This window comes from Chryseobacterium sp. SIMBA_029, assembly GCF_046535275.1.
Lineage (GTDB): Bacteria > Bacteroidota > Bacteroidia > Flavobacteriales > Weeksellaceae > Chryseobacterium.
The window spans coordinates 34,329-48,186 of the sequence record NZ_JAWRXA010000004.1 but is presented as its reverse complement, the minus strand read 5'-3'; the positions used below and the strand labels follow the sequence as shown (position 1 = coordinate 48,186).

At 36.1% G+C, this 13,858-nt stretch carries 14 protein-coding genes; 7 read left to right on the top strand and 7 right to left on the bottom strand.

Annotated elements, in window-relative coordinates; translation table 11 throughout:
- Positions 1-9: 9 nt before the first annotated feature.
- The gene (locus SB679_RS07970; RefSeq protein WP_410701735.1) at positions 10-2,148 is read right to left on the bottom strand and encodes a TonB-dependent receptor plug domain-containing protein; all 2,139 of its coding nucleotides are present in this window, start codon (positions 2,146-2,148) and stop codon (positions 10-12) included.
- Between the two features lie 94 nt (positions 2,149-2,242).
- Here SB679_RS07970 and SB679_RS07965 point away from each other — a divergent pair, with 94 nt between their 5' ends.
- Together SB679_RS07965 and SB679_RS07960 are read left to right on the top strand one after the other, a co-directional pair.
- Positions 2,243-3,043: a T9SS type A sorting domain-containing protein gene (locus SB679_RS07965; protein WP_410701734.1), complete on the top strand. Its 801-nt coding sequence runs from the start codon at positions 2,243-2,245 to the stop codon at positions 3,041-3,043.
- A gap of 239 nt (positions 3,044-3,282) precedes the next feature.
- On the top strand, positions 3,283-4,584 hold the full coding sequence (locus SB679_RS07960) for a T9SS type A sorting domain-containing protein (protein ID WP_410701733.1): 1,302 nt from the start codon (positions 3,283-3,285) through the stop codon (positions 4,582-4,584).
- 274 nt (positions 4,585-4,858) lie between these two features.
- Here SB679_RS07960 and SB679_RS07955 read toward each other — a convergent pair whose 3' ends face one another.
- The 6 genes from SB679_RS07955 to SB679_RS07930 all read right to left on the bottom strand — a co-directional run bounded on the left by SB679_RS07955 (position 4,859) and on the right by SB679_RS07930 (position 9,558).
- Complete coding sequence (locus SB679_RS07955) at positions 4,859-5,149, bottom strand: putative quinol monooxygenase (RefSeq protein ID WP_410701732.1); 291 nt, start codon at positions 5,147-5,149, stop codon at positions 4,859-4,861.
- 87 nt (positions 5,150-5,236) lie between these two features.
- Complete coding sequence (locus tag SB679_RS07950; RefSeq protein WP_410701731.1) at positions 5,237-6,124, bottom strand: sulfite exporter TauE/SafE family protein; 888 nt, start codon at positions 6,122-6,124, stop codon at positions 5,237-5,239.
- Position 6,125: 1 nt separating this feature from the next.
- Positions 6,126-7,367 (bottom strand): sulfate adenylyltransferase subunit 1, encoded by a 1,242-nt coding sequence (locus tag SB679_RS07945; RefSeq protein WP_410701730.1) that lies wholly within the window; start codon positions 7,365-7,367, stop codon positions 6,126-6,128.
- Between the two features lie 71 nt (positions 7,368-7,438).
- The gene (cysD, locus tag SB679_RS07940; RefSeq protein WP_410701729.1) at positions 7,439-8,347 is read right to left on the bottom strand and encodes a sulfate adenylyltransferase subunit CysD; all 909 of its coding nucleotides are present in this window, start codon (positions 8,345-8,347) and stop codon (positions 7,439-7,441) included.
- 21 nt (positions 8,348-8,368) lie between these two features.
- Positions 8,369-9,061 (bottom strand): phosphoadenylyl-sulfate reductase, encoded by a 693-nt coding sequence (locus SB679_RS07935; protein ID WP_410701728.1) that lies wholly within the window; start codon positions 9,059-9,061, stop codon positions 8,369-8,371.
- An 89-nt stretch (positions 9,062-9,150) separates the two neighbouring features.
- Positions 9,151-9,558 carry an RrF2 family transcriptional regulator gene (locus tag SB679_RS07930; RefSeq protein WP_034709507.1) on the bottom strand — a complete coding sequence of 136 codons (408 nt, stop codon included), beginning with the start codon at positions 9,556-9,558 and terminating at the stop codon, positions 9,151-9,153.
- Between the two features lie 174 nt (positions 9,559-9,732).
- Between SB679_RS07930 and SB679_RS07925 the strand changes: the two genes are divergently transcribed.
- The 5 genes from SB679_RS07925 (at position 9,733) to SB679_RS07905 (ending at position 13,852) form a co-directional block, all read left to right on the top strand.
- A complete protein-coding gene (locus SB679_RS07925) occupies positions 9,733-10,161 on the top strand; it encodes a DUF4268 domain-containing protein (protein ID WP_410701727.1) in 429 nt (142 codons plus the stop codon).
- 163 nt (positions 10,162-10,324) lie between these two features.
- Positions 10,325-11,326, top strand: coding sequence for a hypothetical protein (locus tag SB679_RS07920; RefSeq protein ID WP_410701726.1), 1,002 nt, complete (start codon positions 10,325-10,327; stop codon positions 11,324-11,326).
- A gap of 187 nt (positions 11,327-11,513) precedes the next feature.
- Positions 11,514-12,152: a hypothetical protein gene (locus tag SB679_RS07915; RefSeq protein WP_410701725.1), complete on the top strand. Its 639-nt coding sequence runs from the start codon at positions 11,514-11,516 to the stop codon at positions 12,150-12,152.
- A 218-nt stretch (positions 12,153-12,370) separates the two neighbouring features.
- Entirely contained in the window at positions 12,371-13,189 is an 819-nt protein-coding gene (locus SB679_RS07910; RefSeq protein WP_410701724.1) for a DUF2314 domain-containing protein, read from the top strand.
- Between the two features lie 93 nt (positions 13,190-13,282).
- Complete coding sequence (locus SB679_RS07905) at positions 13,283-13,852, top strand: Crp/Fnr family transcriptional regulator (protein WP_034709496.1); 570 nt, start codon at positions 13,283-13,285, stop codon at positions 13,850-13,852.
- Positions 13,853-13,858: the final 6 nt, after the last annotated feature.

The following is a 13,858-nucleotide window of genomic DNA, read 5'->3' as shown; positions in this document are numbered from 1 at the left end:
GTAGTTCTTTTAAAAATTATAATTGAGACGGGCAAAATAACTTCTGCCATAGAAAAGATTCTGGTTATCAGCACCTGCATTATGACTGTCCCCGGCAACCGTGGTATTTCTGATGGATGAAACATCAAAAATATTTTTTACTCCTAAGCTTAATTCCACATGATTATTGAAGAAAGGCTGAGAAACGGTAAAATTCATCATATTGAAAGCATCAATTTCTCCTAGCACATATTCTCCCGGATTTGTTGGATCCTTTGCATCTGCTTTATGAACATATTGTCTGCTTTTTCCGGTATATTTATAATAAAGGGCGAAAATCGTTTTCGTAGAAGGCAATGTATAGTTAGTGCCTAAGTTTGCTTCCACATAGTAGTTGAAATCATCCGGCGAAGTAAGATTTCCGGTATTCATCACTCTGGATATTCCCATGGCAGAAACTCCTGTATTGATGCTCCAGTCTCCTTTTCTTACATTCACCCCGCCACCGAATAGTATCGATTTATAATTATCAACATTCACATAAGTATATTGAAGCGGGCTTGGGTTAGTAATCACACTTTCGATTCTGTTTTTTACATTCAGGTACATTCCTGAAAGGCTTAAATTGAATTTCCATCCTGCAGAAGAATGGGTGATATAATCCCAGAACAGTCCTGCTGAATATCCCGTTTCAGGTTTCAGGTTTTCGTTTCCTCTGATATCGTGGTTGTTATCCACTAAATACGTATACAACTCATCATACGTAGGAAATCTGTTCGCAGAACCGAAAATCCCTCTAAGGTCTGAGTTTTCTGTAAAATTATATTTTGCAGTAAATGAATAATTAAATTGAGAATCAAATTTATCGCTTAAAGCCAATCGTACTCCAGGACGTACGGAAAGATTATCAATCACTTTCCATTCCGCAGACAGGAAATTGGCATAGTTAAAGATCGTCCTGTTGATATTATCTTTACCTGTAGTTCCGAAAGTTCCTGTAGAACTATCTGCAAAACCTTTGGTTCTGTCTAATTCATATCCAAGCTGAAAGTTAAATTTCTCGCTATCCAAAAAATTACTGAACATCCCTCTTGAGTATAACACTTCGGATTTGTAAAAAGTGTTTTTTTCTTTTCTTGAAATTTCCCTTCTGTTTGGAACATCATATTCGTAATCCTGATATTTCCTTTCCTGGCTTTGGTAAGAGAAATCACCATTATAATTGATTCTACCAAGTTTGGTCTGAATATTAAACTGATGAATCCATCTTTTGGTAAAATAATCTTTATCATCTGATGTAAAGGTTCGCTGACCCTCACCAAGTGGAAGTGAAGTCACTCTCGGATCGTAGAAGTTGATATTTTCTGAAAGGAAGTTGATCTTATAAAATAAGGTCGTATTGTTTTTGGAATAACGAACCGCAGCATTGGTAATCAGCTGATCTTTTGGCTGCCATTCATAGCCTCTAAGATTGTCATTATCCGGATTGAAATATTTATATCCATTGTATTTTCCTTTATATCCCTGAAAGTCATTATGGTTTATATCTGCTGTAATCGTCCAATTTTCAGATAATTTATATCCTAAGTTTAAGGATTGAATGTGTCTTCCGTTTCCTTTTTTAAACCAGTCATAATCCTTTCCTACCGTTTCTTCCTGTAAAGAAAGCAATGCATTGAATTTTTTAGAATACGTTTTTTTTGTAATGATATTGATCACTCCGGCAACTGCATTATTACCATATTCTACTCCCATTGATCCTTTTACAATCTCAATACGTTCTATATTATTGACATTCAGTTTGGTAAGATCAACAAGATTTCCCATTCCCTGGTCACTTACCACCGGAATATTGTCGATCAGTATTTTGGTATATTCACCGCTCAATCCCATGATATTGGCATTGGAATCACCACTGCCTCTATTAGGCTGAATCAGGATATTAAGATTTTGATTGAGAACTTCTGCAACATTGGTTACAGCCATATTTTTAATCTGCTGTGCATCAATTACTTCAACTTTATAGATAGATTTGTTGATGGATTGCTGCATGTACTGCCCGGTGATAACAACTTCTTCTATCTTCTTCTGATTAAGAGAATCTTTTTGCTGTGCACTGATCCAGAAAATCGTGGACAGAGACAGTATAGAAAGCACTTTCTTCTTCATAGACGCAAAATTTTTGGCAAATATAGTTCTTTATTTAGAACAATTAAAAATAATTACTTATTTTTGTAGAATAATTCTAAATAAAGATAACGTTATGAAATTAAAACTACTTTTAGGAACTTTAATGCTTACGGCGATTACCGCTAATGCGCAAGTAGCTACAATTAATGAAAACTTTGACAACTTTACTCTTGGGAATACCACTTTTCCACAAAATAACTGGTCAGCAGTAATCGCAGCCAATATTTTGCCTTTCCCTCCTGCACCGATGATGATTGTTGCAGGTACAACAGATAAATTTATTCAATCTTATGCTGGTAACAGCGGAACTTCGCCTTCATATCTTATTGCTCCGCACATCGTAGCTCCTTCCGGGGATAAAAGTGTATCCTTTATTGCAGCTCTGGCAGCAACATCTCCCGGTACAGGAACTATTCAGGTTGGATTAGCATCTAACCCTGCTGATATGTCAACTTTTGTAGCCGTAGGAAATGAAATATCTTTAACTACTACTACATACCAAAATTATAGTATCCCTGTTCCTGCTTCTACTTCTTCTTATTTAGTTTTTAAATTTACACCAACAGCAGCTCATACTGCCATACAGCTTGATAATGTAGTTTATAATACTACTACTTCCTTAGCCGTTACAGATGCTGTAAAATCAAAAGAAGACATCAAATTCGTTGTTAATACTGATAACACTGCTTTACAATTCGTAACCAGAAAAGATCCTAAAAATATCCAGATTTATTCTGCAGCAGGACAAAAAACAGCTGAAGGAAAATTAAACGGTCAGAAATTTGACATCAGCGGTTTACAGGCTGGTGTATATTATATGCTTATTGAAACTGCTGAAGATTCATTAATCAAATCAAAATTCATTAAAAAGTAAGACTCATTAGATTCACTCTTATAATGTAAGGCTGGTTTATGAAATTCATAAACCGGCTTTTATTTTTTTAAATATGATCACTACACCTTGTATTGAAGAGACTTTATATAATATTTTCTGAAGCATGATTAAAGGTAAACACGATAAATGTCATGTTTTTATTTAGAACAATTAAAAATAAATATATATTTTTGTAGAATAATTCTAAATAAGGAAATCATATAAAACCTTTACTTGTTATGAAAACAAAATTACTTTTGACCTCTTTGTTTGCTCTTGCAGTTCAGCAAACGGTAATAGCACAAACGGATGCTAACGGATATACGACGGTGAATATGTCGATGGGAAGCGGATATCAAAACCGTGTATTTTTTGACTTAAGCGCGAATAATATGGTATCTCAGCCGGCCAATTCATGGGATGTTGCTTTTTACAGAGCTTCATCAACTAATTTTGGAACAAGAATCAATGATGCACATGATATCAAAGTATACCAGGCATCTTCCAACCCGGCAGACTGGAATACCATCACTACCAACAGCATAGCTTCTTACGGAGCACCCCTTTTTAATATTGATAATACCACCTTTTTACAGGAAGGAGCCTTCGAGCAAGGTTCCGCCACTTATGGATGGGGAGAATATAATCCCGGCAATCACCATGTAGAGGGAAAAGTGATCTTTATCTTACAGTATGCATCCGGCGCCTCCGTAAAATTCATGATTGATGATTATTTTGGAGGCTATACTTTTAAATATGCCAAATGGAATACTGCAACCTCATCGTGGGACGCTACACAGACCAAGACAGTTGCTAACGGCACTGATGATGCATTTTTCAATTATTTTTCATTCACTACAGGGGAAAAAGTAGCTAATCTGGAACCGGCAAGAGCCAACTGGGATATGATGTTTACAAGATATTATACCGATTATCCTTATATCGATCAGCAAGGTAACCCTCAAACGATGAAATACAGAATGTCCGGTGTGATTCAAAACTCTGCTAACATTACTGTTGCAAAAGTACAGCCAGAAACGCAAGCTACTCCTTCGTCTACCATTCCGGCTTCTACAGCATTTTCAAGCAATATTACGGCTATTGGCCATTCATGGAAGCCAACATCAGGAGCTTATACAGATGTAGTATATTACATAAAGCAAGGTGCGGATTATTACAGAATGTATTTTACTTCTAACGAAGGTACGCAGACTGGAAATATGTACTTCAAATACAAAAAAATAACGGGTACTCTTGGGATCACAGAAGTTAGCAAAAAAGCTTCTTTCGGAATCTATCCAAACCCAACTACGGCTGACAAAAAAGTAACGGTATTGTTTGATGTTAAAGAAAAGGCATCTCAAAAAGGAAGTGTAGAAGTATATGATCTATCAGGAAAGAGAGTGCATTCTGAAGAACTTAGCAACCAAACCGGTTTCTACAAGCAAGACTTAAATTTATCTCACCTGACTTCCGGAAATTATCTGGTAAAAATTACCTATGGAGGCAGTACGGAAACTAAAAAACTTATCGTAAATTAAATTTTAATACTTTCTATTTTTTCTATAAAAAGGCTGCCTACGAATTGTGGGCAGCCTTTTATATATTGTAATGGTAGGGTTGATAGTTGATAGTTGATAGTTGATAGTTGATAGTTGATAGTTGATAGTTGATAGTTGATAGTTGATAGTTGATAGTGTAAAATTACGAACAATCAAGATATAAGACATTAGATTTCAGATTATCAATTTATTATGCAGAATAAACTCTAAAAACTAAAAACCAAACACTAAAAACCAACAACAGACAACTAAACTAGTAAATCTTAAACCCCTTATAAACCTCCGTAGACTTCTCCGTCATTCTTGAAGAATCTCTAAGAAAGTTTAAAAGATGGTCCTGCCCTACATGCATATTATGATGCTCAATGCTTTCCCACAGCTCGATCAGGAAAAAGGTCCCTTTGTTATCTTTGTCTTCTATCAGGTCATACTGAAGGCATCCTTCTTCTTTTCTGGTCTCTTTTACCAGGTTTTGAAACAGCTCTACCGCTTCCATCAGATAGTTTTCACTGAACTTAAAAAGCGCAATTATATGTAAACTCATGTTCTATTTTTATGGGTGTAAAAGTAGAATATTTTCAAAACCGAATGTGATTTTAGGGATCTTATTTTTCCACAATAAACACAATATTTAATTAAATACTGATTTATAAATAGTTATAGAGCTCATCACAATTACCAAGGTTCCAATTATCACAAACATTTTCTTTACAGGAAGTCTTGAAGTAAGCATCGCAGAAAAAGGAGCTGTAATGATTCCTCCGATCAGTAATCCCAGAATAATATTCCAGTGCTGGATTCCCAGCGTAAAGAAGAACGTGATTGCAGATGTAAGTGTAAGGATAAATTTGGCTACGGTAGAACTTCCAACTGCAAATCTTGGGGTAAAAGCGTTTTTGATTAAAGTTCCTGTTACCAAAGGGCCCCAGCCTCCCCCAGCAAAGGAATCTATAAAACCTCCGATTACTCCTAATCTCGTTAGGTTGGTTTTTCTTTTTAAGGATTTATTTTGCTTTGGTTTAAAAGCATTCGACAAAATCTGAAATCCAAGGTACAGGGTATAAAAAGCAATCACCGTTTTAGTGATTTTGGAATAATATTCTCCAAGATACGTAAGTGATAATGCTCCGATAATAGCTCCTATCACAGCAGGAATCGCCAGTTTTTTCACCAGGCTTTTACTTACATTTTTCAGTTTGATGTGGCTGATACTTCCGGCTGCTGTTGTAAAACTTTCTGCAGAATGAATACTGGCACTCACAATATGCGGCGGAATATTCAGGAATAAAAGTGTAGTCGTACAGATGACACCATAGCCCATTCCCATGGATCCCGCAACGATCTCGGCCAAAAACCCGATCAGAAGCATCCAGTAAAATATATAATTATCCTTCGCTAAAATGACCAGAAGTTCGTCCAGAAAACCCAGCTCATACATCGAAAAAACGCCAATAAACAATATCGCGATCGTGACGAAGAACACATTGAGTCTTATTTGTACTTTTTTTGAAATGACCATATTATAGGATCATCACTGCTCCCACAGTTGAATTACTGGTTTCATCAATTAAAATAGCATTTCCGGTATCGCGGCTGTCTTCAAAACTATCAAACACCAATGGTGAAGCTGTTTTCAATCGCAGTTTTACGACTTCATTCAGTTTGATATTTTCGGTAACCGGTATTTTTTCAAGGGTATTGACATCAATTTTATACTCAATTTCCTTGATAATGGCTTTCAGGACTTTAGCTTTATGTTGAATAAAATATTTGTTTCCTTCCTGCAATTCTTTTTTGTCCAGCCAGCAAACCACGGCTTCAATTTCATTTTCAACTTTCGGAAGATGGTCTGTTTTCACTAAGAAATCTCCTCTGCTGATGTCGATATCATCTTCAATATGCAGCACGGCAGGCTGATTGGTAAAAACAGATTCCACTTCTCTGCCGCCGGTTTCTATTTTGGATATTCTGGTCTGGATATTTTGAGGAAGTACGGTAATTTCATCTCCTTTTTTATAAATCCCCGAAATTACTTCTCCGGCATATCCTCTGTAATCGTGGTGTTCATCCGTTTGGGGACGGATGACGTACTGAACCTGAAATCTTGGGTTTTCTGTATCATTAAGCTGATCAATTTCAACATGTTCAAGATAATCGAGAAGTGCGGGTCCTTCGTACCAAGGTGTATTGGCAGATTTCTCTACAATATTATCACCCTGAAATGCCGAGATGGGAAAATAGTTCACATTTGTTAATCCCAGTTTTTGGGCAACTAACTCATATTGAGCTTTAATATCATTAAAAATTTCTTCAGAATATTCTACTAAATCCATTTTGTTAACTGCTACAACAACATTCTTCATTTTCAGCAGTGACGCAATAATGGAATGCCTTCTCGTTTGCTCGATCACCCCTTGTCTGGCATCAATCAACACTACGATAAGCTGAGAGTTAGACGCTCCCGTGATCATATTTCTGGTATATTGAATATGTCCCGGAGCATCTGCAATAATGAACTTTCTTTTAGGTGTTGAAAAATACCTGTAAGCTACATCAATGGTAATCCCCTGCTCTCTTTCTGCTCGTAAACCATCGGTAAGAATGGCGAGGTCTATCCCATCCGAATTTTTATTCTTTGAATGCTTTTCCAATGCATCCAGCTGGTCGATCAATATATTTTTGCTGTCATACAGGAGTCTTCCGATCAGGGTACTTTTACCGTCATCTACACTTCCTGCTGTTATAAATCTTAATATGTCCACGTGTTGTTTAGTTATGAATTAAATATGTGAATGATGTATCATAATGGATATCGCTGAACGGTAATTTCTCATTAAAAGTAACCGCCTTTTTTACGGTCTTCCATTGCGGCTTCTGTTACTCTGTCATCAATTCGGGTTTCGCCACGCTCAGAAATTCTGGAAGCTGTAATTTCATTAACGACCTCATCCAAAGTTTCAGCAGTACTTTCCACGGCTGCAGTACAGGTCATATCACCTACTGTTCTGTAACGGATTCTTTTATTGACAATGGTATCATTTTCATCAATCTGAATAAAATCTGAAACGGCAATGAGTTGTCCTTCAAATTCAATCACATCTCTGTCATGAGCAAAATAGATAGAAGGAAGCTGAATATTTTCTTTCTTTAAATAACTCCAGACATCAAGTTCTGTCCAGTTTGAAATAGGAAATACCCGCACATTTTCACCTTTGCTGATTCTTCCATTATAGATATTCCACAATTCGGGACGCTGTAATTTCGGGTCCCATTGTCCGAATTCATCGCGAACAGAGAAAAAACGTTCTTTAGCTCTTGCCTTTTCTTCATCTCTTCTTGCTCCGCCGATGCAGGCATCAAACTGAAATTCTTCAATAGTTTCCAACAGCGTATGCGTCTGAAGCCAATTTCTGGAGGCAAATTTCCCTTTCGGCTCCGTTAATTTTTTCTCACGGATCGTATCTTCCACCTTTCTTACGATCAATTCTGCACCGATAGTTTCGGCTAAATAATCTCTGAACTGTAATGCTTCCGGAAAATTATGCCCTGTATCAATATGTACCAAAGGAAAAGGAATTTTCATAGGTGCAAAGGCTTTCATCGCCAAATGAACCAGCGTTATAGAATCTTTTCCGCCGCTAAAAAGCAGTGCCGGTTTTTCAAATTGAGCCGCAATCTCCCGCATGATATAAATGCTTTCGGCTTCCAGCTGTTCCAGATAGTCTAATGTATGGGTACTCATTATTATTTTTGAAAATGTTAATTAATTGGTATGCAGACCGCATTCTTTATGTGAAGATTCCCACCACCATCGTCCTGCGCGTGGGTTTTCGCCTTCTTCTATTGCTCTTGTACAAGGCTGGCATCCTACACTGATAAAGCCTTTTTTATGTAATGTCAGTTCCTGAACTTTATGTTGTTCCAGATAATCTAAAACATCCTGGTATGACCAATGAATGAGCGGATTGTATTTGTAAAGTTTACGTTCCTCGTCCCATTCGATCACTGGCATGTTTTCACGGTTTTCAGATTGTTCGGAACGAAGCCCTGTAATCCATACATTTGCATTTTCCAATGCACGGTTTAGGGGTTTTACTTTTCGGATAAAACAGCATTCTTTTCTGTTTTCTACTGAATGATAAAAAGCATTGATTCCTTTTTCATTAACGTATTTTTCCACTTCAGAAGCATCCGGAAAATAGACTTCCGTATTCACTTTATATCTCGAATTATTCTTTGAAAGCAATTCGTAATGCTCATAAAAAAGTCTTCCCGTATCTAAAGTAAAAACTTTTACAGGAAGTTTGTTTCGGAAAATCATATCTGTAATCACCTGATCTTCCTGACCCAATGAGGTTGAAAAAACAACTCCCTCAGAGAATTTTGTTGAGATAAATTTCAATGCCTCTTCTGCTGAAAGCTGTTTCAGGGTATCTGCATCTTCTTTTGAAATCATATTGTATCATTTGATGTTCATGCAAATATCTAATAAATTAATTACTCTACCAAATAAGTAGACTAATTATTCAAAAAAAATGGATCTGATCAGTCGATCAAATCCAATAATGTTTTTTCTTCTAAAATTTTGAGTGAAGCGTCGCGAACCTCGATCAACACATCATGCAGACCGCAATGATCTTCGTTACAATCTTCACATTTTTCGTAAAAGTTCAGACTTACACAAGGAAGCATGGCAATAGGACCGTTTACCAAACGGATAATCTTGGCAAGCTTTACATTTTCAGGCAATTCCCTTAAAAAATATCCTCCGCCTTTTCCTTTTTTACTATCCAGAATATCTGACTTTTTAAGTTCAAGCAGAATATTTTCCAGGAATTTCAATGGGATCTTTTTATGTTCCGCAATTTCGGAAATAAGAACCGGGCCTCCATTCCTTTTTTCTACAAGGTATGAAAGTGCCTTAAAAGCATATTGAGATTTTTTTGACAACATTACAGCAAATTTAAGAAAATAGTTTCAATTGGATGATTATAATATTGAATGGTTGTTGGTTGTCTGTTTTTAGTTGTTGGTGTTTTGTTTTTAGTCTTTGATGTCTGATGTCTGATGTCTGAAAAATAAATCCTCACTTTTGCCTTTCTGCCATTAAATTATTAAGTTTGCTCTATGTTCAGTAAACAAGAAGCACAACAGTTAAAAAAGGAGTTTTGGACGGCTTTTGGTAAGTCATTTCCCAGAAAATGGATTTTATATGATACAAAGGTGAAAGATCTTTCATTTAAGTTTAATGCCGACAATAAAAAGGCAGAAGTGTCATTGGATATTGAAATGAAAGATGAAATCTTCCGGAATGCCTATTATGAAAAGATATGGTCTTTGGAAGATATATTAAAAGATTTCATTGGTGATTTTCATAAGGAAGAACATTTTACGCTCGAAAACGGAAAGGTGATCAGCAGAATCTGGATCGAAAAACACGGAGTTTCTGTTTTCAATAAAAATACATGGCAAGAAATTTTCGAATTTTTTGTAGAGAAAATGGATGGCTTTGAAAGGTTTTATTACGAATATGAAGATTTCATAAAAGACGTTTAAAGATTTCGTATAACCGCTCTCTTTGAATTGCTGGTAGAATTACTCATCAGAATCTTTCAATTATTCAGGAGTTTTTATTGGGATCGGTCCGTTTTATTTTCAGAAAAATTCGCGCTTTTTTTTAATATATCCAGATTCAAAGTAATCAGGAAACAGTCACATAATGGAAATTTTAGAACAATACAACCTGCGTTTTATCCGTCGTCCTTTCATTTTTCATCATGGAAAAACAATTGTGAAGAAACAGGCTGTACATGATGAGGATGATGAATATTGGGGATATTTTCTGAACCGCTACACGGATCCTGATGACATTGATGCTATTATTACTACTATTGATGGTATCGTTAACGAAGATTTTCATTATTCTGAATATGCATCAGACATCTATTTAAAGTCAATACACATTGAGTATACAGATACAGCACTCCTCTTTCAAACCAGAGATGATGCACTGATCCGGAAAGTTCCTTTTGAGGAAGTTAGAGAAATCCTCCTGCTCTGGAAAAGTTTCATTATGACTCCTCTTCCACTCTCTTCTCCAACTCATAAAAACACTTTTCAAATGCCGGTAACTACCTACTTTGAAGATCACAACAGAAAACGGATCAATATTCCTGAAGAAGCTTCTTTGTACCATTATAAAGTATATGAAGAAAATGGATCGATTCTGAAAAGAGAAGAATATGACGAACATAAACTGCTCACTGTGTTTTATTATGTACAGGATCATGAAACAGAACAAGAGGTCATAGAAACCATTGGTAAAGATTATGCGGGAATTGAAGGATTTGCGGTGGTAAAAACTGAAAAACTTAATGGGTATACAAAAGAGATCAATAGATTTTATACTGCTGATGGTACTTATGATGAATTCTGTATCACAGCTTTATTCGATCAGAATAACTATATGATTTATGAACGGGAAGAAAGTTATTTTAAAGGAATTCATGATATTGAAACCCGGAAATACTATGTTGAGGATGCAAAAAAAATCTTTGAATTTGTCTATAAAAACAGCGGAGAACTTCTGCTTATGAAGGGTTTTGAACCGCCATTTGTTGTTGAAAATAATAGCAGTATTACCGTTTCCGAAATAGAACTGTTTTTCCCTGACTTTTTATCTCAACATCCTTATTATAAAAATGCAGAAATAATTCCCTGATTTTGTGGTTTTTAATATCTTTGAAGATAACAAGCAAGTGGTAAATGTAAAATAATAGCAGACCAGTTTCAGTCAATATAAGAAGTATCATTAAATACATTTCTGTTAATAAAGAATAATGAGTTTTAAGATAATGCAATGCCTGTTTCCGGCTTAATGAATGCAACAACGAAATACCCCTAAGGACATGAAAAAAGTATACAAAAATATTTTCGGAGAAACCGTTTCAAAAGCTGCAGCGGAACAATTGAATGAATATCATCTTTATTATTACCTGAAAGACTCCGGTCTCCTGAAACAGATTGATTTTGTAAGTGATGATGAAATATACAATATCAATTACTTTCTACATGAAGAAGATGAAAATGAAGTATTCAATGATTTAAAAGAGAAATCCAGTTTCTTTGATATAGAAAAAAGGGAAACACTCGGCGACTTTATTATTGCGACCAACAAGCTGTATTCATTAACCGTAAATGAGGAGCCGCTAATTTCAAAATCTATATTCACTACTACGGATCCGGAAAATTTCATCTGTTCCCAGGTTATTGATAATGAAACGTTGGAACCCGTATTGGACAGGACTACCAAATGCTGGTATACCAATGATGAAAACGGAGAAAGATATGCGGCCATAGAATTCAGTTACCAGGAAGACGGAAAACTGGAACTTGCGATAGACAAAACGCCTAACCGTGAGGACGACCAGGAATGGGAATATTATGATTACGGGACCTTTCAAAATCTTCAGAAGAAATTCACAGAAAATATCAGCTATTATAAAACGGCAGCCATGCTTCCCAAAAAAGCGAGCAAAAACTCTTAGAATAGACACTAATAAAAAGTCATAAATATTCATAATTTTATTTAAAATTTACATAGAGGCAAAGCATTACTATGCTTATTTTCGTATTTTAGACCTCATGAAAGTGCCGGTTTGCGGGTGCTCAAACATTCTTTGACATTGTATCCGGTGAGGACTCACCAAAACTATAATCCGCAACTTACTTCTATTCTCACATACATCACAACTTAATAATAACAATGGAAAACAACTCGTTTATTTTTACTGACGGAACGGACCCTAAAATGATTGAAGCGTACAAAAAAGCGCAGGACACCTTTAAATATTTCTGGAGAGAACAATCCTGGGAATACAGAAGAATTATTCCCGGACTTAATCTTGCATGCGTAAAAGCTGCCTTTTCACAGGAAGACCCGGAAACCGGAAAAAATATTGTAGAACATATGTGGATCAATGACATCGATTTTGACGGCGACCACGTAAAAGGTTACCTCATCAATGAGCCTAATGATCTTACGAATATACAGCCCGGAGATTATTTCGAAATTCCTCTCAATGAGATCAGCGACTGGCTTTTTGCCATCACCCCAACGGTGAAAAAACCTACAGGACTTTCAAAACTCTTCTCTTCTTCTCAGGAACCTATTCCTAAAGCCTACGGCGGATTCACTATCCAAAAAATGCGTGCTGATATGCCAGAAGATGAAAGACAGGAACATGATGATGCCTGGCAGCTGGATTTTGGAGATTTTAATGATATTGAAGTCGTTCATGAGCAGAAAGAAAAACCTGAAAATCTTATCGAACATCCGATGAGCAGAAATATGAAGGAAGATTTCGTTAAATTCTTACAGGAATATCCGAATGAATTAACCAATACAGATGATAACGGTTTAAGTCTTCTTCACAGAGAAACCATTGCCGGAAATTTAAGTTCTGTGGAAGTTATTCTGGAAGCCGGAGGTGACAGAAACCTTCAGGCACAAAACGGAAAAACAGCATTGGATTATGCGAAACAGTTACAATGGAAACATCTGATTCCTGTTCTGGAAAATTAATATACAAAGAGAAGCCTAAGGTTTCTCTTTTTTGTTACTCATTATTTACCAAATGACAAATACTAAAAATCTAAGTTTGATTAACTTGCTGTCATGAAAGAATTATTTGAATATATTTTAAGGTTTGGAAATCTCAATCAGCAGCAGATCGATTTTATGTCTAGTAAAGCTGTAGAAATAGAGCTTTCCAAAGACGAATATTTTTCGGAAGCCGGAAAAATTGCCAGCCAGGTTGGGTTTATCGTAGAAGGGATTCTCAGGGTCTGCTATTATAATAATAAAGGCGAAGAAATCACTAAATATTTCATCGAAGAAAACAATCTCGTTGTAGATTTGGAAAGTTTTGATAATGAAATCTGCTCCAGTAGTTATGTTCAAGCTATTACAGATTGTAAACTGATCGTTTTTTCCAGAAAGGATTGGCTGGAACTTTTACAGACCATTGTCGGCTGGGAAGTGATCGTCCATAAAATTATTTCAAGAGCACTTATTCAAAAAGTAGAAAGAAGAAGTCCCCTGGTTTCAGAAGATGCCACAACCCGATACCTGAAATTTATGGAAATCTACCCCAACGTAGTTAACAGAATCCCACTTTCCTACATCGCATCTTATCTGGGAGTGACACAATCTTCGCTGAGCAGAATCAGGAAAAATATCAGGTGAATGAAA